Annotated in this window: 21 protein-coding genes; 3 read left to right on the top strand and 18 right to left on the bottom strand. The window is 46.3% G+C overall.

The features are described 5' to 3' along the window. The first annotated feature begins 185 nt into the window (after positions 1-185). On the top strand, positions 186-734 hold the full coding sequence (locus NST45_RS28810; RefSeq protein ID WP_036681941.1) for a GNAT family protein: 549 nt from the start codon (positions 186-188) through the stop codon (positions 732-734). 89 nt (positions 735-823) lie between these two features. Here the strand turns inward: NST45_RS28810 and NST45_RS28805 are convergent, their stop codons facing one another. The 18 genes from NST45_RS28805 to NST45_RS28720 all read right to left on the bottom strand — a co-directional run bounded on the left by NST45_RS28805 (position 824) and on the right by NST45_RS28720 (position 23,420). After that, complete coding sequence (locus NST45_RS28805) at positions 824-1,468, bottom strand: MOSC domain-containing protein (protein ID WP_081383983.1); 645 nt, start codon at positions 1,466-1,468, stop codon at positions 824-826. Beyond that, entirely contained in the window at positions 1,449-1,979 is a 531-nt protein-coding gene (locus NST45_RS28800) for a GNAT family N-acetyltransferase (RefSeq protein ID WP_038573668.1), read from the bottom strand. The genes NST45_RS28805 and NST45_RS28800 overlap by 20 nt, the downstream gene beginning before the upstream one ends. A gap of 68 nt (positions 1,980-2,047) precedes the next feature. Beyond that, on the bottom strand, positions 2,048-3,268 hold the full coding sequence (locus NST45_RS28795; RefSeq protein ID WP_036681946.1) for an MFS transporter: 1,221 nt from the start codon (positions 3,266-3,268) through the stop codon (positions 2,048-2,050). Between the two features lie 460 nt (positions 3,269-3,728). Beyond that, positions 3,729-4,556, bottom strand: a complete 828-nt coding sequence (locus NST45_RS28790; RefSeq protein ID WP_036681949.1) for a formate/nitrite transporter family protein — start codon at positions 4,554-4,556, stop codon at positions 3,729-3,731. A gap of 1,247 nt (positions 4,557-5,803) precedes the next feature. Beyond that, entirely contained in the window at positions 5,804-7,168 is a 1,365-nt protein-coding gene (locus NST45_RS28785; protein ID WP_339824380.1) for an FAD-dependent oxidoreductase, read from the bottom strand. Between the two features lie 336 nt (positions 7,169-7,504). Further along, a complete protein-coding gene (locus tag NST45_RS28780) occupies positions 7,505-9,139 on the bottom strand; it encodes a formate--tetrahydrofolate ligase (protein ID WP_076140696.1) in 1,635 nt (544 codons plus the stop codon). Between the two features lie 249 nt (positions 9,140-9,388). Continuing rightward, on the bottom strand, positions 9,389-9,865 hold the full coding sequence (locus tag NST45_RS28775) for a glutathione peroxidase (RefSeq protein ID WP_036681956.1): 477 nt from the start codon (positions 9,863-9,865) through the stop codon (positions 9,389-9,391). A 141-nt stretch (positions 9,866-10,006) separates the two neighbouring features. After that, complete coding sequence (locus NST45_RS28770; RefSeq protein WP_339824377.1) at positions 10,007-10,882, bottom strand: M15 family metallopeptidase; 876 nt, start codon at positions 10,880-10,882, stop codon at positions 10,007-10,009. A 199-nt stretch (positions 10,883-11,081) separates the two neighbouring features. Then, positions 11,082-12,881 carry a DEAD/DEAH box helicase gene (locus NST45_RS28765; RefSeq protein WP_094901285.1) on the bottom strand — a complete coding sequence of 600 codons (1,800 nt, stop codon included), beginning with the start codon at positions 12,879-12,881 and terminating at the stop codon, positions 11,082-11,084. Positions 12,882-13,271: 390 nt separating this feature from the next. Beyond that, positions 13,272-14,939, bottom strand: coding sequence for an AarF/UbiB family protein (locus NST45_RS28760; RefSeq protein WP_036681960.1), 1,668 nt, complete (start codon positions 14,937-14,939; stop codon positions 13,272-13,274). Beyond that, positions 14,940-15,287, bottom strand: a complete 348-nt coding sequence (locus NST45_RS28755) for a phasin family protein (protein ID WP_036681962.1) — start codon at positions 15,285-15,287, stop codon at positions 14,940-14,942. Between the two features lie 98 nt (positions 15,288-15,385). After that, positions 15,386-16,024 carry a ThuA domain-containing protein gene (locus NST45_RS28750; RefSeq protein ID WP_036681964.1) on the bottom strand — a complete coding sequence of 213 codons (639 nt, stop codon included), beginning with the start codon at positions 16,022-16,024 and terminating at the stop codon, positions 15,386-15,388. A 206-nt stretch (positions 16,025-16,230) separates the two neighbouring features. Next, positions 16,231-17,043: a uroporphyrinogen-III synthase gene (locus tag NST45_RS28745; protein ID WP_339824375.1), complete on the bottom strand. Its 813-nt coding sequence runs from the start codon at positions 17,041-17,043 to the stop codon at positions 16,231-16,233. 103 nt (positions 17,044-17,146) lie between these two features. After that, the gene (locus tag NST45_RS28740; RefSeq protein ID WP_339824373.1) at positions 17,147-19,150 is read right to left on the bottom strand and encodes a methyl-accepting chemotaxis protein; all 2,004 of its coding nucleotides are present in this window, start codon (positions 19,148-19,150) and stop codon (positions 17,147-17,149) included. A 230-nt stretch (positions 19,151-19,380) separates the two neighbouring features. Beyond that, the gene (locus NST45_RS28735) at positions 19,381-19,776 is read right to left on the bottom strand and encodes a transcriptional repressor (RefSeq protein WP_036681969.1); all 396 of its coding nucleotides are present in this window, start codon (positions 19,774-19,776) and stop codon (positions 19,381-19,383) included. 91 nt (positions 19,777-19,867) lie between these two features. Beyond that, positions 19,868-20,965 (bottom strand): Ger(x)C family spore germination protein, encoded by a 1,098-nt coding sequence (locus tag NST45_RS28730; RefSeq protein ID WP_038573684.1) that lies wholly within the window; start codon positions 20,963-20,965, stop codon positions 19,868-19,870. Further along, positions 20,962-22,062 carry a GerAB/ArcD/ProY family transporter gene (locus tag NST45_RS28725; protein WP_094901293.1) on the bottom strand — a complete coding sequence of 367 codons (1,101 nt, stop codon included), beginning with the start codon at positions 22,060-22,062 and terminating at the stop codon, positions 20,962-20,964. Before NST45_RS28725 ends, NST45_RS28730 begins: the two co-directional genes overlap by 4 nt. Further along, the gene (locus NST45_RS28720) at positions 22,062-23,420 is read right to left on the bottom strand and encodes a spore germination protein (RefSeq protein WP_076105040.1); all 1,359 of its coding nucleotides are present in this window, start codon (positions 23,418-23,420) and stop codon (positions 22,062-22,064) included. Before NST45_RS28720 ends, NST45_RS28725 begins: the two co-directional genes overlap by 1 nt. Positions 23,421-23,579: 159 nt before the next feature. On the opposite strand from NST45_RS28720, the gene NST45_RS28715 reads away from it, so the two are divergent. Both NST45_RS28715 and NST45_RS28710 read left to right on the top strand, forming a co-directional pair. Next, entirely contained in the window at positions 23,580-25,127 is a 1,548-nt protein-coding gene (locus NST45_RS28715; RefSeq protein ID WP_339824370.1) for an FAD-dependent oxidoreductase, read from the top strand. 148 nt (positions 25,128-25,275) lie between these two features. Next, positions 25,276-25,995, top strand: coding sequence for a 3-ketoacyl-ACP reductase (locus NST45_RS28710; protein WP_036681981.1), 720 nt, complete (start codon positions 25,276-25,278; stop codon positions 25,993-25,995). The last annotated feature ends 969 nt before the right edge of the window (positions 25,996-26,964 follow it).

The following is a 26,964-nucleotide window of genomic DNA, read 5'->3' as shown; positions in this document are numbered from 1 at the left end:
AACATGTTTCCTACTAATATACCCGTTAACTGTAGATTGTTCAATAAAAGGGGGCACATGGCCTGGATCAATTTTTAGCATCTTTAGACCTTTTGACTTCTCTGCGGGCGATAGAGTAGCATGATAATCATAAGAAAAAATCCATAATCATACATAAGGCCTTGTGCCGAAAAGGAGGCAACCGCTTGTTTAATTATGTCATCGACGAAGAGCTTATCTTAAAGCCACTCATGCCTGAGCATGCTAGGCACATATTCGCGTTAGTGGAGCGCTCGCGGGAACGACTTAGGCAATGGCTTCCTTGGGTTGATGCCGTTACGGAACAGGATCACACCCTTAATTTCATTAAAAATGCTATAAAACAAGGCACCGACAATGGCGCCTTCACTGCTGGACTTTGGGTCCGCGGCGAGCTCGCCGGTGTCATTGGGTATCACCAGATTGACTGGCATAACCGTTCCGTAGGGATTGGTTATTGGCTTGGTGATGGCTATGAAGGCAAAGGTTATATGACCAGCGCCTGCCGAGTTCTAGTAGACTACGCACTGCTGGAAATGGAGCTGCAGCGGGTAGAAATTCGCTGCGCGACCGCCAACGTAACTAGCCGGGCAATTCCTGAACGGCTTGGTTTTGTGCTCGAAGGTGTGATCAGACAGGCAGAAAAGCTGCCCGATGGCTACGTGAATCACGCCGTATATGGTTTATTGCGTAGTGAGTGGCAGCTGCTCGGCTAAGTTACGTAAGCAAAGTTAAACAAACACACAAGCAGAAATAAACCTGGCTGGCATACGCCCCCAGGTTTATTTTATTGAGCAGACCAAGATTAGATCTCTGGCATACCCAGCTGTTTTCGAAACTTGTTCCGTACTACGGCTGAGAGGGCTTCCAGCTCCACAAGCTCTGCCAGAGCAGCTTCCTCTTGCAGCCCAACCTGCATTAAATGCAGTACATGCGCCACGGAAGCATTGCTGTCTCCGTTTTCTTTTTTGACAATTGCATCGCCGGTTGAAATCATTCCTTCACGAAGTACACGCAAGTAAAATCCGCTATACCTTGTATCCAGAACTTGAGCCGGAAGATCTGCGGGTCCATGCTTTTGTGAGATTTTGAAGCAAGGATATCTTGGCTGGCTAACCTGAAGCAAAGTGGTGCCTATTTCATATACATCGCCAATACACACCTCTGTCTCCAGCAGACCCGTTGTGGTGATATTTTCTCCGAAAGCCGAGTACTCCAGTTTCTTTCCCAGCTGCTGTTCCCAATAAGGATAGTGCTCAATGGGATAGGCGCACACCGCCTTGTCAGGACCTCCATGATGTTTAAGATCTGCCTGACCATCTCCAACAAATCCATTGGTATGCAGCCGAACCGATCCTTCTACAGGCGTTTTATAAATTCCGGTCTCCAAAGGTTTTCCCCGATAATCCACCGTCACCGGCCGACCGACATTAAGCGAGACGATCTCCATATCCATTTCCTCCTGTCAGCATACAGCTCATAAATATCTCATCCACATAACGGCCGCCAAGATAAAACTCCTCCCGCAGACGTCCCTCTTCCACAAAACCGCATTTCCGGTAAAAAGAAATCGCTGATTCATTACAGGATAATACACGCAGGCGAAGCTTACGAATAGCATGCGCCGCAGCATGTTCCTTAATGGCTTCCATGAGCTGCCGGCCGATGCCTAAACGTTGATAGTTCGGATGAACAGCAATATTAACCTCGCACACATGCCGGTTGCTCTCCATTCTACTAGGGCAGCCAAACCCGACATATCCGCATAGCTTGTCATCTTGCAGCGCTACGAGCTGAGAGCCCGGAGGAGCATTCAGCAAGAAATCCTCTTGTGAGCGCCACAACATAGGTCCCGGGCTAGTGTCCTCTGTCCAAATCAGATGGTCCAGATCAATCAGTTCTCGCACGTCTTTAATCTCTGATGGTCTAATAGTTAACCTTGCCTTGTTGATTTGTTTCATAAGATGTACACCCCTTGCCTTGCACCTCTATAGAATTCACAGCAGATGTTGGAATCCACTGTGTATAGTTATCTTACGGACCGCTCTAACGAATGGCCTTTACGATTGACTAAAGAATGGATGACGAAAAATCCTACAGACAGCAGCGCCATCGCACAGGCCAGCCAGGCTGTTGGTGCCAAACCACCGCTATCATACAGTCTGCCCATGAAGTAAGGGCCAATGACTCTCCCGACTGCACCAATCCCTCCGCTTAGTCCCAAATAAAATGGTGCGCTGCGCCCCGCATGATCCGAGATAAAGGATGGCATCGCTGGAGAAATCAGCATTTCTCCCAGTGTAGCAAGCACCATTCCGAGCACTAAGCCAGGATAATTAGGCATCCACAAAAGAAACGCATAGCCACCCAAATAAAACAGGGCACTTGCAGTCATTTGCGCCGTTGAGGTAGACGCGAACCAGCGCTTAATCATTGTTACCAATGGCTGAGCTGCAAAAATCAAAATACCGTTCAGTGTCCAGAGAAAACCATAAGTTTTCTTAGGCCAGCCCTCTGAAATAATGAACGGAGATACCCCTGTATTCCAGATAGAGTTACCGAGAAGCAGGAACAAAGAACCGATCCCCATATAAAGATAAATACGAGTATGCCCCATTAGCTTCCACGTGGATTGTTTCTCTGGTTCATTCTTCTGATGCCCCATTACCTCATGCGCAGGTTCTCCACCGATTTTCTTCAGATATATAAAAAAGAAACCCGCAAATACCGCCGAAGTTACACCATTCATTACAAAGCTTAGCATATAGGAAATATCGGCCAAAAAACCACTTAATGCCGTACCCAGTGCTACACCAATATTATTGGCGACATAAATAACATTAAACAGCTCACCACGCTGCTTCGTGAAACGAAAGCCGATAAATGCCTGAATGGCAGGTAATGATAAGGAATTAAATAATCCTACCAGTCCCATTGCAACCATAAATAACGTCCAGTTGTTACTAGCTGCCGGCAAGGTGAACAGTGCCAAAGCATTCATGGCGAGCGCTCCGACAATCAGCCGGTTAACGCCTACCTTATGATAGAGTGAGCCCCCGAGTAGTTGACCCACGATCCCACCAACCGATTGAATAAGAATCACCAGTCCAGCATCTGACATGCTGCGTCCAAGCTCATCAAATACATACATCGTAACGAGCGGCCACATCAGCGCACTACCTGTTGCATTAATTAGGCTGGCAATTAGAAATATTTTCACTTCTTTTGGATATGCCTGTAAAAACTTCATAAGTAGTGTACATCCCCTGTTATATATGTGTCATTAATTCATCCAGTATTATCCCAAAACAGGGTTATGAGCAAGCATACACATTGACGTTTTATCGCGATAAAGTACGCATGAAATCTAGAGAATAAAACGCACATATCGCATGAATTATCCCGTCTCCCTTGGGGTTCACGTCCGCAGCCCTTCCTAGCTCTAATATCTATTCTTATTTTAAAGCCGTGGCTGTCGTCCGTAAAGCAAACTAAACAAGAAGAAACTGATTCGCTTTTAGAAAGACGGGGTAATAGAGCCTAGAAACACTCCCCCTTCAAAATTCGCCGTGATCCGATTTCGTTCCCCCGAGCGCGGATATATCACGGCGGATTTTTTTGTGTCTACATAACAAAAAGCACCCCTAAAACATTAACGCCACCAATAAGGCAGACCTTGAATGTTCTATGGAGTGCTCTATAAGACGAGCTTAAGCGTGTTTTTTGACACTGCTGCCGGACATGCTATCTACGGATTGAATAGCCGTAGGTGCTTTACGCAAGTATGCCATCCAATAGGCAGCTGCGACAAATATTGCTCCACCCGTTAGATTGCCGAGCCAGACGGGAACAAAGTTAGTGAAGTATTGCCCCCATGAATAGTAACCTTCAAAAATAGCTGCTGGAATTAGGAACATGTTAGCTACAACGTGCTGGAATCCGATCGCAACAAAGGCCATCGTTGGGAACCAAATACCAAGGATTTTGCCGCTGAAGTTATCTGCTCCATAGGAGAGCCACACTGCCAGCGCAACGAGCCAGTTACAGCCGATACCCGAAACAAATGCCGGAAAGAATTCTGCATCGATTTTATGACCAGCCATATCCACCAATTTCTCTAAATACACACCCTCTGAAGTTAAACCCACCACATGACCGAAGAAATAAGCTACAAATAATGCCCCTGCCAGATTACTAATCGTAATGAGCAAAAGATTCTTCACAACTTCCCAAAAAGAAATCTTCTTAGCCATAAAAGCGAGCGGCACGGCCATCATATTCCCTGTCAGCAGTTCTCCACCCGCAAGGAGTACCATGATCAGCCCAACGGGGAAGACTGCTGCCCCGATAAAGTTAGCAATGGAACCCCATTCCTGTGGTGCGCCAGCAATGACGCGAATATCCAATAAAAACCCGAGCGCAATAAACGCTCCTCCCAAAAAGCCCAGAATAAGTACGGTACTTAGCGGATTATGAGCTTTTTTTATGCCGTTCTCTACAGTTACTTCGGCAATTTGCTGCGGTTTGCTATAAGCCATGGTTCCTATCTCCTTCATCTATTTACTTCAAATTTGTTCCTTTATGACCATTGTAGCGTGTCGTAAAACACATTAACGTGATAATTATCACTTTGAGAAAACTAAGTGAAAGTTTTCACTGACATGTCAAATTTACTGCGACCTGTGCACAAATAGAAGTTTATGTATGACCGACTAAGCCAGCATATCTTGTTTCGTTGGATTACATTTGAGCGTACGCAGCAGCTATCGGACACAGTTGTCCTTATATGCAGCTATATCTCACTGTAGCTATACCTCGCTATCGGACATCGGACTCAGTTGACCCTATTCGTAGCATTTGAGCACATTTGGCTCGCTATCGGACCCCATAGTCGCTATTGCCACCAAAAACACAATAGTTGCACCTCATTTTATGTAATAGCTGCATTGGAGTCCGAAATCACACTCAAAAAGCGATTAATTGCTAAATAGCGGCTTCTGAGTCCGAAAGCTTCTGCGGTGGGCGTTGACTCAGCACGATCGGACTCAGATGACCCTAACCGTAGCTTCTGAACACATTTGGCTTACTATCGGACATCGGACTCAGATGACCCTATTGGTAGCATTTGAGCACATTTGGCTCGCTATCGAACCCCATAGTCGCTATTGCCACCAAAAACACACTAGCTGTACCTCATTCTATGTAATAGCTGCATTGGAGTCCGAAATCACGCTTAATAGGCGATTAATTACCAAATAGCGGCTTCTGGGTCCGATAGCTTCTGCGGTGGGCGTTGACTCAGCACGATCGGACTCAGATGACCTTATTCGTAACTTTCGAGCACATTTGACTTGCCATCGGACCCCATAGTCGCTATTGCCACCAAAAACACACTAGTTGTACCTCATTTTATGCAATAGCTGCATTGGAGTCCGAAATCATACTCAAACAGCGATTATTTGCTATATAGCGGCTTCTGAGTCTGAAAACTTCTAAGGAGGGCGGTGATTCAGCACGATCGGACTCAGATGACCTTATACGTAACTTTTGAGCACATTTGGCTTGCTATCGGACATCGGACTCAAATGACCTTAACTGTAACTTTCGAGCACATTTGGCTCGCTACCATCGCCGAAGCCATTGGATTCTACCTACCTATGCAGCTAATCATTCTGCACCTAACAAAAAAAGCAGCAACCCTCCCGTTACAGGAGAATCGCTGCTTTTCTAGCTTTATAAGGTTATCTTTTTCGTCGATAAATCACTCAGAAACAATCGTTTCTTTTTAAAATGTTACAGCCTCTTTGCTTGGTACTGTTGTCGGCAGCGCTTGAAGACCCACTGTATTCAGGAAGTTCCAAGGTTTGTTGTAATGCGGTTGGAAGAAGAAATCGATAAAGGCTAGTTGGTCGATTGTCATTTGATTTTGAATACATACAGACACTGTGTTGATCGATTGCGTCAGATCCATCTTGGACATAATTTGAGCCCCGAGAATACGGCGTGTGGCGCGATCAAACACTACTTTTAACTGAACCTGCTCAAAGGTGGGCATAAATTCTGGACGGTAGTTATCAATAATCATGGCGGTTTCCACGTCCATTCCTTCAGCCTTAGCTCCTTCTTCAGTAAGCCCTGTTGCAGCGATATTATCTTCATAAATCTTAATGCCCGAAGTCCCTTGTGTACCCATATAAGGAATGGTCTCTGTTACCAAGTTGCGTGCAACTAAGGTTCCCATCCGCACAGCATTGGTTGCCAGTGGGATATAGGCGTGTTTGCCTGTAGGGTTGTAGTGAATCGCACAGCTGTCGCCCGCGGCATATACATCTGGGCAGCTAGTCTGCATATAGTTATTGACCACAATGGCACCATTAGGCAGCATATCGACTTGACCTTTTAAGAGTTCAGTATTAGGACGGAAACCAATGCAGAGAATGACCAGATCTGTTTCATGCTCTCCTTTGCTTGTAATGACCTTTGTTACCTTACCATCTTTGCCCGTAAAAGAGCTGACCTTCTCATTCAGTGCCAATTTAATCCCATGATCCTGAAAAGATTGTTCGATCGGTGCAGTAAATTCTTGATCCAGATATTTACTCAGAATGCGATCTTCACCATCAATTAGCGTAACTTGCTTCCCATTCATTTGAAAAGCTTCCACCAGTTCAACGCCGATATATCCAGCGCCGACGACGGTGATTTTATTCGCTTGTTTAGCTTTTTCTATAATAGTGTTGGAATGATCATAGTTCTTGGAAAGTAAAATCCCCTCGAGTTCAAATCCTTCAAGCTTCGGCACAATCGGCCATGAACCTGTAGTCATAATCAGCTTATCGTAGGTGTCAGCGAACTCGTGGCCTGTCTCCAGATTGCGTACACGCAATGTTTTGGACTTCGTATCCACTGCAGTTACTTCATGACGCATATTGGTCTTTACGCCAAGCTCTGCAAGCTTTTCTGGTGAAGAATAGAATAGCCCCTCTGGGTCTTTAACCACTCCACCTACATACAAGGCAATTCCACAGGATAAGAAGGAAATATTATCATTACGCTCATATACAGTAATCTCGGCATCCGGGTAAAGCTGAGCAGTATTCACAATTGCGGCGGTTCCGGCATGGGTACATCCAATGACAGCTACTTTCATTATTTCTTCCTCCTTCAAATGGACAATCGGGTTATATATTTGACTTGCATGACCGATCAATGATGGAATCTGATCAACAATGGGTTAGTTGTGATTTATTTCACTTTATAAATTGATTATATTGTGATATTTATCACATTACAAGTCTTTTCCGCCTATATCCTCAAATTGTTCACAATTTTAAGTTTTTTCCGCCACTGCTGCCGAATGCGACGACCTCATTAGCTTTGCCACGTGAGGGGTACATTATGATCCGCATTTGCAGGAATCCAAAGGAAGCATAAAAAAGGCTTCCCCTCTAATACCAGTAAGGAGAAGCCTTTTATTAAAACACTTTTACACCAGACCGTGAATCTCTCCGTCCTCGTCCATCCATAGTCCCTCAGCAGCTGGCTTAGCTGGCAGACCTGGCATCGTAACGATATTGCCTGTAATAACTACCGCAAAGCCTGCACCAAGCGAAAGAGTAATATCTCGGACACCAATCGTAAAACCTTCCGGTGCTCCGAGGAGTCTAGGCTGGTCGGAGAAGGAATAAGGCGTCTTCGCCAAACATACTTGAAGATCATTTAGCCCAAGCCGCTCAATAACCGCCAGACTACGCTTAGCCGCCGGAGAAAAGTTCACTTCTGCCCCGCGGTAAATCTCACGGACAATTTTGTTGATTTTGGATGAAATGTCGAGATCTTTCTCATACAAAGGAGCAAAGTGGCTCGTGCCACTATTATTCAAGAGCTTGTTCAGCTCAGAAGCCAGCTCCTGTCCACCTGCACTACCTTCCGCCCATACTTTTGAGATTGCAGCCGGCACGTTTAAATTGCGGCAGGCCTCCAGTACATCGTTAATCTCGCCCTCACTGTCCCCTTCAAAATGATTAATGGCAACTAAAACAGGGACTCCAAATTTACCGAGATTCTCTACATGGCGTTCTAAATTCACCAATCCCGCGCGCAGCGCCGTCCGATTCTCGGTTAGAAGCTCACCTTTAGGCACACCACCGTTATATTTCAAGGACTTAACAGTTACGACAAGAACAGCAGCAGAAGGGGTTAACCCGGCCTGTTGGCATTTGATATCCATGAATTTCTCTGCACCAAGATCCGCTCCGAAGCCTGCTTCGGTGACCACAACATCCCCTAGCTTAAGGGCATAACGAGTGCCAATAACACTGCTGCAGCCATGAGCGATATTCGCAAACGGACCCCCGTGCACAATAACAGGCGTACCTTCCAGAGTCTGTACCAAGTTTGGCTTAACTGCTTCCTTAAGCAGCGCTGTCATCGCTTCAACGGCCCCGATTCGCTCGGCTGTCACCGGTTGTCCCTCTTGGTCATAACCAATTAGAATACGGTTCAAACGCTTCTTGAGATCAATGAGGCTATCGCATAGGCATAACACAGCCATAATCTCAGAAGCCGTTGTAATCTGAAAGCCACTTTCCCGTACGGCTCCGTTTCCGTCTCCGAGCCCAGTCACAATACTGCGCAGGCTGCGGTCATTCATATCCATGACACGTTTCCAAACGATACGCTGCGGATCCAGTCCCAGCTCATTGCCTTGGAAGATATGATTATCAATCATTGCGGACAATAAATTATGTGCAGAAGTTACCGCATGAATGTCACCGGTAAAGTGCAAATTAATCTCATCAGCCGGAACAATCTGCGACTTCCCGCCGCCTGTTGCGCCGCCCTTCATCCCTAAGCAAGGCCCGAGCGACGGCTCACGTAAAGCAGCCACAGTCTTCACACCTGCTGCATTCATTGCCTGCGCCAACCCGATGGTTGTTAAGGTCTTACCCTCGCCAGCAGGGGTGGGATTCACCGCAGTGACCAGAACCAGCTTGCCATCTGGCTTGTTTTTCATTTCCTCCCATAAGGATGGCGAGAGTTTGCTTTTATATTTGCCGTATAGTTCCAGATGCTGCTCGTCGATCCCTGCTTGTGCTGCTACCTCTGTAATTAACTTCATGCTTGTATAAAACCCTCCTGCCGTTATTATCCTGCTGTACTCCACTTTTTTATGCATGTTCGCACAGTTGCTATATTCTCTTCAAAGGATACATGGTCTTTTTAAAGCGTCAAGTATAATTTATCACAATAAAAATTCAAGGCAATCTCCATTAATCCTTTTAAAAAAAGAAAATCCCCGCGAGCATCGGTCGAAACCGAGTCGAAGGGATACTTGGAAGATCACTCTGCAACTAACCCCATAAAGGGTCTACAGGAGTGACTCAATATGTTGTTTCATCGTTTCCGGCGATTCTTTGGGCTCCACACGAGCCACTACATTGCCGCTGCGATCAATAAGAAATTTCGTGAAATTCCAGCTAATGTCGCTGCTGTCTCCAGCACCAGGCTGCTGCTCCTTCAAATAATTGAAAAGCGGGCTGGCATCCGGTCCATTAACATCAACTTTGGCGAAGACAGGAAAGGTAACTCCATAATTAATCTGACAAAATTCCTCAGCCTCTTCACTCGTACCTGGCTCCTGACCCGCAAACTGGTTGCAGGGGAATCCTAATACTACAAGTCCTTGATCGCTATACTGTTCGTATAGCTTCTGAAGGTCTCCATACTGTGGTGTAAGTCCGCACTTACTAGCCGTATTAGCAATCAGCAGCACCTTACCTTCATACTCCGCAAACGGCACTTCTTTACCCGAAGGTGTAACGCCGGCAAAATTGTAGATCGACATCTTTATTCCCCTTCCTTCCTTGTACTTGGACTACACTACGTATCTTACCCGAACTGTAAGGGAATGCAACTTCTGAACTCTTTTTATTGCCATAGAAAAAGCAGCCCTACAAATTTCATAGGACTGCTCTCTGCGTCTATGTTATTTCGATACCGGAATTGCGTCATAATATTCTTCCAACGTAATATCCTTCTCATTGATATAGGCAGCAATGTCCTTACCTACATAACGGATATGCCAAGGCTCGTACTTATATCCGGTAATGTCTTGCTTACCTTCAGGATATCTGATGATAAAACCATATTCCCCTACATGCTTGGCCAACCACTCGGCTTCCTTCGTCCCACCAAAACAGCTCTCGGCGGCACACTTGCCATCACTTCCCGAGACATCAATAGCCAGCCCGGTCTGATGCTCGCTGTAGCCGGGGACTGCACTGTAAGTACGGGCTTTTTCTTCCCCATCTCTCTCCACATAAATGTTATACAAAGTCGTCTGGGTTGCCTGTGACCGGTATGCAGAAACGCCTGCTAAATAAATTCCGTCGTCCTCTGCACCTGCGAACATCTTCTCCAAGGCTTTGGCAGCTTCACTTCGCATCATACGCTTTTCGATTTTCTCTTTGAATGTAAAACGGACATCAGGATAGACAAGATCCGTTGGTTTATAATTATCAGGCAAGCCGTACTGCTTATTTACCATCACTGTAATACTATCAGGCTCTGCAGAAATAGGATCTGGAACACTACCCGCATTATCACCGCCTGATTCAGGCGGATTAGAGGGTTCAGATGGATTAGATGAATCTGGAGTATCAGATGGATCAGCTACTGCCGGGTCTGTAATCCCCCCTCCATCACTTTCCCCCGTATTCCCAGGCTCACCTTGAAGATTATCCCCCACATTTATATTAGAACCGTTACTCTCCGAAGCAGAAGGAGACGTGTACTTTCCTATTCCCCAACCGACAGCAATAACGACAATTAACAAGATTATAATTTTAAATTTTTTTGACATCTGTAAGTTCTTCCTCCTCGAAGCCGAACATTCTATTTATCTATTAGACAGGCTTTCCTTCATAAATGTTTCACTAAGAACCTAATTTAAAAATAAAAATCAATATGTTCACGCTATAAAATAAAGGTTACCATAGGTCATTAGCTTCAGCGCTAACTACCCTATGGTAACAAGTTTCATCTATAAAACTCTACTAACTTTATCTGGAAGTGCCGCGACCGCCGCTTTTAAAGCCACCGGATCCATTGCTACGGCCACCGCGTGAAGATCCACCACCGCTGTTGCGGCCGCCTTTGCCAGCAGCGCCACCCTTGGCACCGCCGTATCCACCTTTGCTGCCTTTACCACCTTTGCCGCCTCTAGACGGGCCTGAACCATAGCCGCTGCCTAAGCCGCCACGTGGAGTGCCTCCAGTGTAAGCACCGCCGTCCGCTCCTCTAGCTACGTTCTCACTGTAGCCAGTGCTTGGGCCGCCCTTCCGGTTCGCACCGCGCGAACCGGTGCTAGGCGTTGCCGCGTTGCCGCTGGCAGACGCTTCGCCTCTGGAGGCGAAGGCGCCATAGCCGCCGCCTACTCGCACTACGCCGGCAGCCTTGCCGCCGCCCTTAGGAGCAGCAGCGTCATAACCGCTGCCGCCACGCTTGCCAGCCGCCGCATCGGAACGACCGCGGCGTCCTTCTGCAGGCGCGCCCCAGCCGCCTGCTTCTTTACCGCGGCCACGGCCACCTTGCCGCGCTCCGCCTTCGCCGCGCGGAGCTCCGCCGCGGCCAGAGCCGCCGGTCTTCGGCCCGCGGCCCGTGCGCGCTGCCTCAGCGCCGCCGCTTTGGCGACCGCCGTGGCGTCCGCCGCCTTGCACAGGGATGAATTCGCCAACGCCGAATTCATCCTTCTCGTAACGGCGGCGTTCCAGCCGCTGCGAGATGCCATGCTCGATCAAATCCAGACCCTCTTGATCACGTGGAGATACGAAAGTAATTGCAAGCCCTTTGCCTCCAGCACGGCCAGTCCGTCCGATCCGGTGAATATAGCTATCCACATCAAGCGGCATATCATAGTTAAAGATGTGAGTAATACCTTCAACATCCAGACCCCGAGCTGCTACGTCTGTCGCTACTAGCAGCTGCAGCTTCGCATCACGGAATCTTTTCATCACACCTTCACGTTTACCTTGGGACAAATCACCGTGCAGCTCGTCACACTCATAACCGGCTGCTTGCAGCGCTTCGTTCAGATTGGATACCCGCCGTTTCGTCCGGCAGAAAATAATAGCCAAGTAAGGACGATCCCGTTCAATGAGGGATTTGAGCGCTTCTTCTTTATTACGGTCCGAGCATTCCACTACTTGCTGTTTGATATTATCCAGCGGAATTGGAGAACCACTCTTAATGATGATATCCAGTGGCTCTTTCATGTAATTAGCAGCGAGACGTTTAATCGGATCAGGCATTGTCGCGGAGAACAACATAGTCTGACGACGATAAGGCACAGCCGTAATGATTGTCTCAACATCCTCCAAGAAGCCCATGTGCAGCATTTGATCGGCTTCGTCCAGAACGAGCATTTTTACGCCGCTAAGATCCAGCGTCTCCCGGCGCATATGATCCAAAAGTCTGCCCGGTGTACCGATGATAAGATGTCTGCCGCCTTCCAGCTTGCGCAGTTGCTTCTCTACATCCTGACCACCGTAAACCGCCAATATTTTGATATCCGTATGACGCGCCAGCTTGCGTGCCTCTTCTGTAATCTGCAAAGCCAGCTCACGTGTAGGAGCCATAATCAACGCCTGAGGATAAGCCCGCTCCGTATGGATCTTGTCCATAATTGGCAGCAAAAAGGCCAAAGTCTTCCCTGTACCTGTCTTCGCTCTAGCTATTACATCCAAACCCTGCACCAATGGCGGAATGGCTTCCTGCTGCACTGGCGTAGGCTTAACAATGCCTTGACCTTGAAGCAATGTACACAGTAATTCTGAAACTCCTAAATCTTTAAATCCCGGCAAATTCTCCACCTCACTATTTTCTCGGTTTAATTTGATTACATCTCTTTCTTAACTTCCGTCTTCAAAAGCCCTGTATGAGGCAGCCTGCATAGGCTGTCCTGTTCTGGGGCATATGCTTCAGATTCAGCTATATTCAAACAAAAGCGGAAGAACACCGTCACCGGCATCCTTCCGTCCCATGTATCCCTTGACCCGTTAAAAGAGTGCGGTCAAAGTTCGGTTTCTGGGCAGCAGCGATCCACCGGACGTTAAGACGGCACTCCATTTGCGTTCCATTCCACTTTATACAATAGAAGTAAAGTTAAGCTTAGAAAGTTATCTTTTATATTGTACTTGATAGAAAGGCATTTGTGTGAAACTGCTGAAGAATAATTATTCAAATCCCTTAAGCTAGAACCTTCCCGATTTAAAAATCGCATAGATCAGCCATAAGAACATCAGAAGTGCCACCACGCTGCCAATCTCCACTGTAGGGAAATTCCATAACACTGAAGGCTGTCCACGCATCGCAGTACCAATAATGAGTCCTGTCATGATGATGCTAAACGCGAGCATCACAATACTGAATGCTAAACGGTTACCTACCCGGTCCAGCTTACGCTCCAGATTCTGCATCTCGGGTGCCACAATCTCCACCTTAATCTTTCCCTTACTGATCAGCGCGGATAACTGCTTAGCCTGCCCAGGAAGCTCCAGCAGACTCTCTGTTAAATCCGCTACGCCTCCCAGAAACTTGCGCTGCAAACGACTGCCGCTAAAGCGCTGCTTTACTAGTTCCCGCCCAAAGGGTTCCGCCATTTCCAAAATACTGATGGTTGGATCTAAGTTGCTGATGACTCCCTCCAGCGTGAGCATTGTCTTCCCTAACATCGTCAAATCTGGCGGCAGCACTAGACGATGTTTTCGCGCTATGCCAAACAGATCATTCAGGGCTTTGCCTATACTCATTTTGCTAAATGGAACATCATAATATTCATCCCGCAGCCGATCCATATCATCATGCAGCGCACTTCGATCAGCATCCTCAGGAATGACTCCAAGACGCAAAATTGCCCGGACCATTGCATCCGTATTTTTGCGCATTAGAGCGATAATAAGCGCAGACAGCTGCTCCTTCATCTCCTCATTCAACCGACCCATCATGCCAAAATCAATCAAGGCCAGCTTTCCATCACCCATCCGTATAACATTGCCCGGATGAGGATCAGCATGGAAAAAACCATGAATGAAGATTTGTCTAAGCATCATCTCCACAAGTTGCTGTGCAATGGCTTTAAGCTTAACGCCTTTACTCAGCAACTCATCGCGACGACTCAGCGTTGTCCCTACCACATATTCCATCGTCAGCACTCGTGCTGACGTATAGTCCCAATAGATATCCGGGATGTACACTCCCTCATAATCCATCTGCTGATCGATTTTCTCTGCATTACGCCCCTCTTGGCTATAATCCAGCTCGCCAAGCAGCGATTTAGAGAACTCCTCTACCATACGGCACAGCTGATATTGCCTCGCCCAGCTGAGCCGCTTTTCAGCAAGCGTGCTTAAATCTTTGAGAATTTCCAAATCCCTGCTCATCGTTCGCAGAATACCAGGACGTTGAACTTTAACAGCTACGACTTGTCCACTGTGAAGTACAGCCCTATGCACCTGACCAATGGATGCCGCAGCAAGTGGCGTATCCTCAAAAGAGTTAAAGATTTCATCCATATGCTGATCCAGTTCCTGCTCAATGATCGCGCGCACGCGGTCGACAGGAAAAGGAGGCACATTATCCTGTAGTTTTACCAATTCCTGAATAATAGAATCAGGCAGCAGATCTGAACGGGTACTGGCGAGTTGTCCCAGCTTAATAAAGGTTGGACCCAAATCCTCCAGCACCAGCCGAATCCGCTCCCCGAGCGTAAGGCTTGTGTGTGCTTCCTGCGTTACAAGACGACGTGGAAGGGATAGTAAGTGATAGAGCCCCAGCTCTTCCACCATATAGCCAAAACCATGGCGCATAAGCGCCATGGCGATTGCCCGGTAACGTCCGGCATGTCTAATGCGTACTGCCATTTAGTCCGAACGCGTTTCCGCCGATGTTCCCTCTAGATGGGAAATTCCCTCTAGCTCGGCCAACCGGCGCTCCAATACTGCAATTCGCCCTTCCAGCTCGGCAATATCGTTTTGTACAGGCACATTCATTTCCTTCAGCACGCGTTGTACTTGCTCTTGTACAGCAGACTTGAACATGCCTCGTTCTTCCTCACCACGTTCAATCAACCGATCGACGAGAGCCCTAGATTCCGAAGGAGCAAGCTCCCCGCGTTTCACTAGTTCTTCAACAACCTTCTCTACTTTTTCCTTACTGACAATGGTGAGGCCCACTCCTAAAGAGATCGCTTTTTTAAACAAATCACTCATGGCACTTTCCTCCCAAAGATTCCGTTTCATTACATAACGGAGTTTATGATTAAAGTATACCCCACTGTGTACGTATTTCAAAAAAAACACAACATTCCTTAGTTAGTGACCGGAATACGGGCAGCCCAAGTAGCCGCCTGTAGAATTAGTTTACGTAGTGCCGGATGACGGAAGGAGGGTTCATGATGACCAGGCATTAGGAATACTACTCGTCCTAAACCGTAGCTATGGCACCATGCAGCTGGAATCCATTGACCCTCCGATTCATATTGAAGCAGAATAGTCCGCTCTGTGAACGGGTCAAATTCAAAATGATATGGCTCCTCATCCAATTGGAAATCTTCCACACCTTCGGTGATGTCATGCTCCAGCACCTTGAAGTTCATCGGTTCGTAAGCCGTGTGTCCGTTAAAACGACCCCCGATTAGCTGAGCAAGCTCGTTACGTTTCGTCAACGAAGCTCCCGTATGAAGAACAATGAGTCCTCCTCCTCCACTTACATAGCTGAGCAAACCAGCCGTTTGTTGAGGGGAGACTGTTTCGTTCCACAATTCATTGTAAGCGATACATAGGTCATAACTTGCTAAATGCTCAATGCGCATTAATTTTTTATTTTCTGAACATTGCACGGTTAATAAATCATTTAAGATCTCGCTAATTTGTTGGTCCACTCCTTGAAGTGGATGAAACCGGGGATGGGTGTAATCACCAAGTAATAGACATTTTCTCTTGTCCATGGGATCCTCCTCCTTATTCGTTGTTATTATTCGTCACATGTTGCCTATATTCTAAGGAAAACTGCCGCGAATGTCCATGCAGATGGCAGGTATATTGCTCTTTGGACTTATTTTTCCCGGGTAAAAAAGCATCCCCGGCCATGATAACAGGCGGGAATGCTTCTGTGTGATAACGTCATTCGTGTAAAGCTGACGCAACTTGTGACTTAGCGATTCGCCGCCACATATTTGCCTAGCTCTACAATCATGCTTCCCATCCGTTCATGCTCAGGCATAATGATACGCTGTACGCCCTCTTCTTTAAGAGCCTCAGAGGTAATCCGCCCTACAGAAACAGCAAGCACTTTATCCTCGAAAGACTTCAGCATTTCGTCCAGCTTTCCCTGTTCCCGGGCAAATTGACAGAGGAAACGAAACTGTGGTGCACTCGTAAAAGCCACGGCATCAATTTTGCCTGATATGATTTCTAGAAGCAATCTTTCCAGTTCGCCCGGCTCAGGTGGGGTATGGCGATAAGGCAACACTTGGCGGGTAGTAGCCCCAGCCTCCTGCAGCCATGCAAGCATATGAGGAGCTGGATCTCCGTGCAGCTGAAGAACGACTTCTTTCCCCTGCAAATTCAGGGATTGAAGCCCACGAATCAATCCGATTGTACTTCCGTCGTCGTCACGAACCTCCGGCGTAAGTCCTCTTTTTTTCAAAGCATTCACTGTCTTATAACCCCGTGCGGCAATAATAGAACCAGAAAGTACTTCTAAGAAACGTTCTTCGATCCCCATTCGCTCAGCCATATCGAAGAGAGCATCAAGTCCCATCCCTGTAGTCAGGATCGCCAAGTAGGGAGGCTGATTGATCCATGCATTCAAACCTTCCTGCAATGCCTCATCATCAAGAAATACAGTCCCTTGAGCAGGTCGGCATACTGCCGTCCCCCCCATATTCTGAACCAACTTGGCCATTTCTTCCGATTTGCGCGGACCCGCCAAGGCGACAGTGATCCCTTTTAATTGCTCTGCCATTTCCTATTATCTCTCCTCTCTCCATTGCCTAACCCAACATTATTGTTTATCAGTATACTTGCAAAGGAGTTCAAAAGGGAAGATAAAAAGCACGGTTCTCCTATCAGAAATCATTCTTATTACCAGAAGCGTTTATCTTAAAGCGGCTCGCCAGCTTCTGCAGTTCTTCTGCAAGACGGCTAAGGTCGGTAGACGAAGAGGCCATCTCCTCTACAGAAGCAAGCTGCTCTTGTGCGGCAGTTGCGATAGTTTCCGTATTCACAGCCGCCTCTTCCGATATGCCGCGAATTTCCCCAATAGCCTTCTCCATATGATTAGACTCCACCAACAAGGTCTGCACAACCCCGCCCATGGCTTCAATCTTCTCCGCGGCACTCTTTACTGCTCTTCGGATACGAGAGAAAGAACGTCCGGAAGTATCCACAGCCTCAATACCTTCGGATACGCGCTGTCTGGTGTCTTCCATCGTATGAGTTACCAGCAGCATTTCACTATTAATAGCGGTAATCTGTTCGGCAATCAAATGTGCGGATCTCTCTGATTCCTCTGCCAGCTTACGCACCTCGGCAGCAACCACCGCAAATCCACGCCCTTGTTCCCCGGCTCTGGCTGCCTCAATGGAAGCATTGAGGGCCAGCAGGTTGGTCTGGCGGGCAATCCCGGTGATGACACCAACAATGCCCTCAATTTGACTGGTCCTTTCATTCAGCTTGTCAATTACACTGCCCAGCTCTCCGACCGTTTCATGGATACCATTGATTTTGTCCACCACGCTGATAACCGAATCATTGCCTTCTGATGCTGAGAGTGAAGTCTTGTCCATCATTGTGGATACTTGCTCCATATATGTGGAAATCTGCTCGACCTCGCTAGCTGTAGCGGCAGTGCTCTCCATTCCTTTTCGTACACTAACCACCTGTCGCTCCGTCCCTGCCGCTACGTCCTGAATCGCTATGGTCACCTGCTCAATCGTTTGGGCAGTCTGATCCGCACTAGCCGTCAGTTCTTCCGCTGAGGAGGAGACATTGCTTGTCATCTCCTGCACGCCAATGATCATCTCGCGCAAGCTGATCACCATTAATTGAAAATTCTCTGCCAGCAGCCCTATTTCATCTTTACGGAAAACACCCATGTCTTCCGACAGATCACCTTTGGCTATCACCGCAGTTGCTTTCCGCAGCCGGAAAAGCGGTCTCAAAATCGATTGAATATTAAAATAGATCACAACCAGCGCAAGCAGAACGGAAACTACAATAACAAGCAGAGCTGTATCGCGGATTCCACTAGTTGCTGAGTTAACCTCATCAATGCTGATCGTACCTCCGATTCTCCAACCTGTCAGTTCATTGACCATAAAGGTCATCTTTTTAGACGTATCCTTGAAGACATAATCGAAGACCCCTTGTTCTTTTTCGAACATTTTCTTAACAAAATCATCAGACGATTCCTGCCCGATAGCTTCTGTAGGATGAACTAGAAACTTCTTGCTGTTATCAACGATGAGGATATAACCTTCCTTGCCTACCTTAATTGAGGTCAGCTCCCCTAAAGTAGACAGGTTAAGATTCATTGTGATCACCCCATCACCGCCCTTAAGAACCGTTGATATCGCAACCGCGGTTTCCTTATTTGCGGTTTGAAAAGCCGGAGAAATCACTGCCCCTTTTCCTTGCTTCAGAGAATTAATATAGGCGCTTTCCTGCCTTGGATCATAACCCTCTGGCAGCTTAGCATCTAAAGCATGAATAGCCTTGCCATTGCTTGTACCCACATAAATATCCAGTACATCCGGATGCAGCGCCACATATTCCTTCAATCTGGCTTTTACAGCAGAGGAAGTCCCCCCAGATCCCTCACTGTTAATCCCCTCAGATGAAAATTCCGCGGCAAAATAAGAAATCGCATCTATTTTGGATTGAATATTAGAGTTAATGATTTCATTTACGGCCAGCACACTTTCGGTAGCATTGTTCACCAGTTGATCTTCCACTTCCTGGCTGGCAGCTTGATAGGTTCGCCAGCCTATTATAATACTGGGCAGCAGCAGTATTATTAGATATGTAAGAATTAACTTGGTACGGATAGTCATACCCGCATTTTTTTTCATAGATGTCATCATCTCTCTCTCATCTGAGTCTTAGGCAAGGATACATTTACCAGACTTAATATATAATTTTATATCTTTTTTAGGAACCGATTTTCCTCCTATCTTTCTTCGTTTTTCTCATTTTTTTTGAGAATTGTCATATAAATGCAACAAAAAAGGCCGCCTCAATGAAAGCGGTCTCTTCCGATATACTTATTATTGCCGCGGCACAGGGCTCCGGCACCTCTATCCTAATTATTCTTTTTGTTCTTACAGTTCGGGCAGACGCCCCCAAATACTACATGGGCATGACCAATGGTATAACCGGTATCCTTGGCCACTGTATCCATCCATTCACGCGGAACTTGATTCATAACCTCATCTACTGCTCCACAAACCTCACAAATGATATGCTGGTGATCATCCATACGTGCGTCATATCTGCTGGCAGCTTCACCAAGCTTAAGCTCACGAATCATTTGTTTATCTGAAAGATAACGCAGAGAGTTATATACAGTACCGTATGCTAAGCTATGTCCCTGCTCTACTAGCCGATTCATCACTTCCGCAGCAGTAGGATGGTCATGTGAATTAAGGACGATATCGTAAACGGCTTGACGTTGGGAGGTCAAATTTAGACTTTTCATTCCTATCATCCTCTAACTTATTTTTAGATCAAGTATAAATCTTGTGGATGGGAACGTCAATCCCATTTTTATCCACATGTTACTTTACAAGCTACCTAATCATTCCTGAATATTTAATATCTACATCAGCCTTCACTTGGAAATCAAGTTTAGAATAGAGCTCCTTCCACACTTTCATTTCCGTATCGTTATTAAAGTGTCTTGCTCCATAATGCAGCCCCCAACCAAAGGGATCAAGGCCACTTGCTTGAATTTTGGTCAGCAATGCTAAGATATCCTCTTCCAGTTCTTTTCCCCCAGCAACTGCAATTTTCTCCAGCATGCTATGAGTCACCAGATCTGGGCTACTACTCTCTTCGAGAATACCTTTTATCTTAATATGATAACGAATAGTAGCTTTCCCTTGCTCTGGTGTCACGATTTTATAGTGCGAGGATGACCTCTCTGTGTAATATTGAAACATAATTCCCTCGGAATGGGCGGGTAAGTTAGTCCTAAGATTCGGGCGTGACAGCAGATTATATAGCCGGGTCTCATTTGGCGTAAGAACCATTTTGATTTTCTCATTATTCAGCAGAGCAATTTTATCAATTAAAAACTCCTTTTCCCCTTTAGTCTCGATAATCGGCAGGATCGGATCAATCCCCTCCTCAAAAACATTTCTCATCAGCTGATAGGAATACACACTAGAAATAAATGGAGACTCCGTGCCTTGTCCACTCATAGCCAGGATAAGAGAATTCGATGGGATACGCTCTGATTCGGGTCTTACCTTCAGCACTTGAAGTGCTTCCGGACGCCCTATTGCAAAATTAATAATAAGCTGTATATCTCTACGTCGCACGGCCCAATCCATAACATGGAGAATATCTTTACGGGCAACCTCCTCCCCCAAAATAATTGATTTACAATGGGAGTAATCAAGCTCCTTTTCCACTCTGGATTTCATTCTACGGAGGGCTTCCGAAATGCTTGGAGACTCCTCCGTCAAGATCTGCATCTTCTCATCAATCTTGGTAACATCCCCCTGAGGGATGGCAAGCTTTAAGCTAATCTTAAAATTCCCTTCTTCTGCACCTTGGTCAACGCCGATTGCTAACACGAAAATCCGCAAATCAATCTCCTTGAAGTCACAACCAGGAAGAAGAAGGAGTAAGGTAATCCCAATTCCAGCAAGTACTCTTCTCACAGCTTCCCCCTCCTAACTTTGCGATAACAATAAAACAGCAGAGCGATGATGAACATCTCACCAAACCAGCGAATTTGCAGAAACCAGGCACCAAACATGTTAAGCTGATATTGATCCAGCCCCATTAAGGACAGAACCATCGCGCTAAACAAGCTTAGAATGCCCCACTCTTTCCAGCGTTCTGCTTTTGGGGAATGTTTTTTTACAGATGAAAGGGCACCTTTAAAAAGCTCTAAACCTCCATGCCAATGAACAATTACACTTACCAGAGACAAACTCAAGTAGGCAAAATAAAAAATAAACAGCATCCGTTCAATAATAAAGGATTCCATCCGAATACTGTCGGCCGTCGAGAACCATGTATACACATGTTTATCAATAGCAACGGTTCCGAAATAACCGATGGGAACTAACAAAGTCAAGAGCAATACGAACAGTCCCTCCACCCCTAAAATCCAGACATGCTTCAGCTTCAGTCCATGAAATACCCGATTAAATATGGCCAGGTTTAAGTAACCACTAAACGAAAAGGTGGCCGCCGAAAGGCTCATTAGGTCCGGCTTATGCCAGAAGTATGTAGTGACCTGCAGAACAGAATCCCAATTGAAGTCCGGATTGATTAGCGCTTTTACGAGGCCATAAATAATTAACGGTAAGGTTACGCTGAGAATGATTTCAAGCCCATACAAGAGTGATAAAGAATCGAAGCGACAGCAGATGCAGACCAAGACTAAAAAACTGATCACAACCGTATAGGGATTCGAATCCGGACTGATAAACCGCAGCGTGATATCTACAAAGGAAAGCAATGTAACTCCCCCGGCCACACACCATAAGCCAGCAAAAAGGACCAATAAGATTCTGGCTAACTTCTTAGGAAGCAAAGAGTCAAATATTTCCGGAAATCCCTTGCCGGGGAATTTAGCAATCAGTACAGTAAATATATAGACAAACAAAGTGCCCAAGATCGTTCCGATTAGGATGGACATCAAAGCACCACCAAAACGTCTGTCTATTAGTTCCCTTGGAACAAAATTAATGATGTTGATCAGGCTGTTCATCAGAAAAAGACAGTAGAAATAACGGCTTTTGGCCATCAATGCTCTCCACCCTTCTTCTTGCCGAGATTATCGAGAAAAAACAATCTGAAATAAGGTTGTCCGAAGCTGCGCTGTTTGCATAAATACATGGCAAATCCCACGACACAGACCACTACCCCAACCAATCCTAAAAAAGCTGCGGCAAAAAGAAAAATATACTTCAGCACACGTATGGACAAGCTCATCATATTCAGCGGAATTAGAAAATTGGATATCGCAACAGCTGAAACCAATATAATCATGATATTCCCTACAAGTCCTGCTGCCGTCGCTGCCTGCCCCAAGATAAGCCCCCCTACAGTTGTAGCCGTTGGACCAATCGCCTTGGGGAGCCGTAAGCTCGCCTCAGTCAGAAACTCCATCATCATGAGCATTAAAAGCACTTCCACAAAAGATGGATAAGGTACTGTTGCACGACTACCCGAAATAAGCAGTGCAATCTGCACCCGAATAATTTCTGGATTATACGAGGTGAGGGTTACATAGAACGCAGGCAGCCAAAGTGTCATGCCTACACCGATAATCCGCAAAAGCTTCAGAAAACGCCCCACGATAGGAAATTGGATTTTATCATCCATGGATGTGAAAAAGTCATTAAAAATAGACGGGAGCACTATCGCATAACCCGTAGTATCAAGCATTATCGCTACTTTTCCTTCAGACAAATTAAACACAACCCTGTCCGGTCTTTCGGTGATAATGGACTTCGGGAGTATTCTTAATTTATCACTGCTTATAAACTTCTCAAGTTCGCCTGTAGCCTGCAAAATATCAACCTTTAACGTCCCCATTTTCTCACGTAATTCCTTTAAAACATTCTTATCCACCCGACTGTCATCGTATAGAATCGCTATCTTTGTTTTGGAGACATCGCCGATGACCATGGTCTCCATTTTGAGATTGGTGGATTGATATCGCCGACGAATCATGTTCATATTCACTGCAATATCCTCAGTTAGTGCATCTGAAGGTCCCTGAGAAATGCTTTCTGCAGATGTTTCATTAACCCCACTAATCTCCGTATTCATAGCATCAAAGAAACAGAACGTATCCTTCAAGCCCAGAAGAATATAACCGCTGAGCAAAAGCTCGATCGCTTTATCTCTCGTAGTCGCCTCTTCACTGCCCGGATACGTCATAATGTAATTTTGGTAAGCGTTGATATTCTCCATCTCATAGAACGGTGTGATTACATTTCGGCTGAGGATCTGCGAATCCGCAACGCTTTTGATATAAAGTAGGTCGACCTGCCCAAAAGAGGTAACGATCGTCTTATCGATTAAATCCGCGAACCCGTTCAGCTGGTCTTTGATCCATTCCAGAGAAATATTGTCCTTATCCTGTTGAACTGACATGGAACATCATCCCTCCTATTTGTCCTTTACGTCCCGGATCCCCCCTTATTTTGGCACTGTTTCTTTGAATTCATGCACTGCACAATTGAACGGGGAGTTTCTTTTCACAGGACTGTGGTAATAAATGAGATGAGGATTGTACAGATGGAGGGATAATAGATGGACCCAAACCGTAAGATAACGCAAAGTCTTCCACAATTTCCGGAATCATTATGGAGAGATACCACGGATTTACCGACTTTTCCAAAGCTGGCTGAAGATATTTCTACAGATGTGGCAGTGGTAGGCGGTGGAATTACAGGCATTACAACAGCCTATCTCCTCAGCAAAGCAGGCTACAAAGTCACGCTCTTGGAAGCAGGGGAAATTCTAAGTGGCACTACGGGTTTTACCAGTGCAAAAATCTCAGCACAGCACGGGCTAATCTATCATCATTTGATAAAACATTTTGGGCAGGAACAAGCCCGGCTCTATTATCGTTCGAACAGCGAGGCTATGAATTGGATCCAGAATACGGCTGAGGAACTTGAAGTATCCTGCGGCATGAAACATGAGGCAGCTTTTCTGTACGCGGATGCTGAAGATCATAAGACGCTTAAACAACTGGAGGAAGAGTATAAAGCCTATGAACAATTGGGTCTGCCCGGAGAGTGGCTAGATAACGTCTCTATCCCTCTGATGGCCAGTGGTGCCATTAAATTACCAGGACAAGCCCGCTTTCACCCGCTGCAATATCTGAAGGGCCTGCTGAAGGTCATTCAGGATAAAGGTGGCGTAATCTATGAGCATACGATGATGGCAGATAAGGTGGAGAAGAACGATAAGCTTACGCTTTTTACTGAAAAGGACGGGTATCGGATCACCTGCCGCTACGCCGTTTCAGCTTCTCATTTCCCCTTCTACGATGGAGGAGCATTATATTTCTCGCGGCTGCATGCTGAACGCTCCTACTGTCTGGCGATCCAGCCTGAAACGGATTTTGAGGGTGGAATGTATCTAAGCGCAAGCGAACCCACCCGTTCTCTGCGTGCAGTAGAGTGGGAAGGCAGGAATCTGGTCATTGTCGGGGGAGACAATCATAAGACAGGCCAGGGCATCTGTACGATAGGACATTATGAGAACTTGGAGCTATTCGCAGGAAATCTGCTCGGCATCAAAACAATCCCTTACCGCTGGGCAGCACAGGATTTAATCACCCTAGACAGAGTGCCCTACATCGGCAAGATTTCGGACAACGAAGAGATTTATATCGCTACAGGTTTTGGAAAATGGGGCATGACAAGCGGTACGCTGGCCGCACAGATCATCTCGGATCAGATTCAGCGCAAAGATAATCCGTATACCGAATTGTACGATCCGTCCCGCTTCAAAGCTGGCACCAGCCTAAAAAACTTCATCGTGCAAAATGCCAATGTGGCAAAAGAGCTCGTGGCGGGCAAAGTGGAAATCGTCCATAAAAAGACAACTGATTTGGAAGCTGACGAAGGAGCCGTTGTGTTCCATGATGGCAAACGTGTAGGAGCTTATAAGGATCCAGAAGGTAAACTTCATCTGGTGGATAGAACCTGTACCCATATGGGCTGTGAATGCGAATGGAACAACGGGGATCGTTCCTGGGATTGCCCTTGCCACGGCTCCCGTTTCTCCTACGATGGCGAAGTTTTAGAGGGCCCTGCTTCGGTACCGCTGACGAAACTCCATGAATAATACTTTTCATGAAAAGGCAGTTCGGATTCATGAAAAATTGCAGTCCCTTTTCTAAGGGGCGATTGTAATTGCCCTATAGCATTCAGGTATAATAAGACTTGAATGAAGCAGCTGCTTCAAAAAAGTTTGAAGGAGAGTGACGATAGAGATGGATTTGAGAGGAAAGAGTGTTGTAATTACTGGTGCAGGCAAAGGGATCGGAAAAGCCTTGGCTATGGCACTGGCTAAGGAAGGTGCTAATTTAGGCCTGATCTCCAGAACTTCAGGTGATCTCGAAGCGCTAAAATCAGCCTTAACGGAAGTATATGACGTTAAAGTCAGTATTGCCGTGGCCGATATCGCCGTACGCGAAGAAGCTGAACGTGCTGTTGCTTCCCTGCAAAATGAGCTGGGAGCATTTGATGCATTAATCAACAATGCCGGGATCGCAAAATTCGGCACTTTAGTAGAAATGGACCCTGCAGACTGGGAGCGCCACATCCAAGTTAATCTCTACGGCACTTATTACGTAACCCGTGCTGCGCTGCCTGCGATGATTGAGAAAAATGGCGGAAATATCATCAATATTTCATCCACAGCCGGAGAACGCGGCTTCGCGACAGGCTCTGCTTATTGCGCGTCCAAGTTCGCTCTCATGGGCATGACCGAAGCCCTCGCACAAGAAGTGCGCAAACACAATATTCGCGTCGTAGCCTTGACTCCAAGCACGGTCAACACTGGCCTAGCTTCCAATGCTGGACTTAAAATCGGTGACGAAGACCGCATGATGCAACCTGAAGATGTTGCTGAATTGGCACTGACAGCTTTGAAGCTGCCGGATCGCGTCTTCCTAAAAACAGCAGGACTGTGGACCACCAATCCGCAATAAAATCGCGCTGGACGCGTAGGGAGCCGGATGATCTGGGGTGATTGCACTAGTGCAATAGAATCCCACTAGTCGAAGGTGAAACCTTGGGTGATTGCACTTTGTGCGGGATAACGCCTCAGGCTTGCTCTGCTCCGTTATCTAATTGCACTTTGTACAATAGAATCGCTCTAGACGAGGATGAGGCCTTGGGTGATTGCACTTTGTGCAATCAGTTTAGTGGCTCCCCTCCTTTTTAGGCGATTTGGGCTTGATTCTATTGTACAGAATGCAACAGACTGCCTTATTCAGATAACATTCAGGCTATTCTGTTGCACATTCTGCAATGCAACTTCATTTGGGGGCTTTATTAGGGAACTGGGACTGGAATTAGGTGCTAGCTGTAATGGTGGTTTTGAGTAAAAACTTTGGAGTTGGGTTGGCACTTTGGCTTAGAGTAACATTACGGTTAAGGTGGCACTTTACTTGCGGTAGTTGCTTTAACGTGCAGTAGTTACTTTAACTTGCTATAGCCACTTTACTTGCAGTAGACACTTTGATTTTTCGCAGGTACCTGAGTTTGCACAATACTTAACGTTTAAATAGATAATAGTTGCACTTTGTACATCTATTCAGCGCAATTAGAGGAGAAATCATACTTTAGTTGCACTCTATACAGTTAAAAGAAGGCTATTCTCGTCGATTCACCAGATTCGCACAAATTAGTTGCAGAGAATACACTTATTCGATCGTTTCTGGTGTGACGGATAATTTAAGTGTACAAAGTGCAATTAAGCGCCCGCGTTCTTGTGTCTTTTGGGGTAGTCTTTTATTTTGTTAGTTGGTTTGTGGTTTGTGTATTGTGTTCTGTGCCTTGTGCCTTGTACCTTGTACCTTGTACCTTGCGCCTTGTCCTTGTGTCTTGTGCCTTGCGCCTTGTGTCTTGTACCTTGCGCCTTGTCCTTGTGTCTTGTGCCTTGTGTCATATACCAT

It is taken from the genome of Paenibacillus sp. FSL R7-0163 (assembly GCF_037969975.1).
Lineage (GTDB): Bacteria > Bacillota > Bacilli > Paenibacillales > Paenibacillaceae > Paenibacillus_AQ > Paenibacillus_AQ odorifer.
Note: the sequence above shows the minus strand (reverse complement) of the source record. Positions and strands in the feature narration are given on the sequence as shown.

Bases quoted from the DNA above. Each gene is read 5' to 3' on its own strand.
- NST45_RS28795 (WP_036681946.1), bottom strand. From the start codon at position 3,268: ATGAAGTTTTTACAGGCATATCCAAAAGAAGTGAAAATATTTCTAATT.
- NST45_RS28805 (WP_081383983.1), bottom strand. From the start codon at position 1,468: ATGGAGATCGTCTCGCTTAATGTCGGTCGGCCGGTGACGGTGGATTAT.
- NST45_RS28745 (WP_339824375.1), bottom strand. From the start codon at position 17,043: ATGGCAGAGCAATTAAAAGGGATCACTGTCGCCTTGGCGGGTCCGCGC.
- NST45_RS28800 (WP_038573668.1), bottom strand. From the start codon at position 1,979: ATGAAACAAATCAACAAGGCAAGGTTAACTATTAGACCATCAGAGATT.
- NST45_RS28760 (WP_036681960.1), bottom strand. From the start codon at position 14,939: ATGGCAGTACGCATTAGACATGCCGGACGTTACCGGGCAATCGCCATG.
- NST45_RS28725 (WP_094901293.1), bottom strand. From the start codon at position 22,062: ATGGCCAAAAGCCGTTATTTCTACTGTCTTTTTCTGATGAACAGCCTG.
- NST45_RS28710 (WP_036681981.1), top strand. From the start codon at position 25,276: ATGGATTTGAGAGGAAAGAGTGTTGTAATTACTGGTGCAGGCAAAGGG.
- NST45_RS28790 (WP_036681949.1), bottom strand. From the start codon at position 4,556: ATGGCTTATAGCAAACCGCAGCAAATTGCCGAAGTAACTGTAGAGAAC.
- NST45_RS28775 (WP_036681956.1), bottom strand. From the start codon at position 9,865: ATGTCGATCTACAATTTTGCCGGCGTTACACCTTCGGGTAAAGAAGTG.
- NST45_RS28715 (WP_339824370.1), top strand. From the start codon at position 23,580: ATGGACCCAAACCGTAAGATAACGCAAAGTCTTCCACAATTTCCGGAA.
- NST45_RS28735 (WP_036681969.1), bottom strand. From the start codon at position 19,776: ATGAAAAGTCTAAATTTGACCTCCCAACGTCAAGCCGTTTACGATATC.
- NST45_RS28755 (WP_036681962.1), bottom strand. From the start codon at position 15,287: ATGAGTGATTTGTTTAAAAAAGCGATCTCTTTAGGAGTGGGCCTCACC.
- NST45_RS28785 (WP_339824380.1), bottom strand. From the start codon at position 7,168: ATGAAAGTAGCTGTCATTGGATGTACCCATGCCGGAACCGCCGCAATT.
- NST45_RS28750 (WP_036681964.1), bottom strand. From the start codon at position 16,024: ATGGACAAGAGAAAATGTCTATTACTTGGTGATTACACCCATCCCCGG.
- NST45_RS28770 (WP_339824377.1), bottom strand. From the start codon at position 10,882: ATGTCAAAAAAATTTAAAATTATAATCTTGTTAATTGTCGTTATTGCT.
- NST45_RS28740 (WP_339824373.1), bottom strand. From the start codon at position 19,150: ATGAAAAAAAATGCGGGTATGACTATCCGTACCAAGTTAATTCTTACA.
- NST45_RS28780 (WP_076140696.1), bottom strand. From the start codon at position 9,139: ATGAAGTTAATTACAGAGGTAGCAGCACAAGCAGGGATCGACGAGCAG.
- NST45_RS28720 (WP_076105040.1), bottom strand. From the start codon at position 23,420: ATGTCAGTTCAACAGGATAAGGACAATATTTCTCTGGAATGGATCAAA.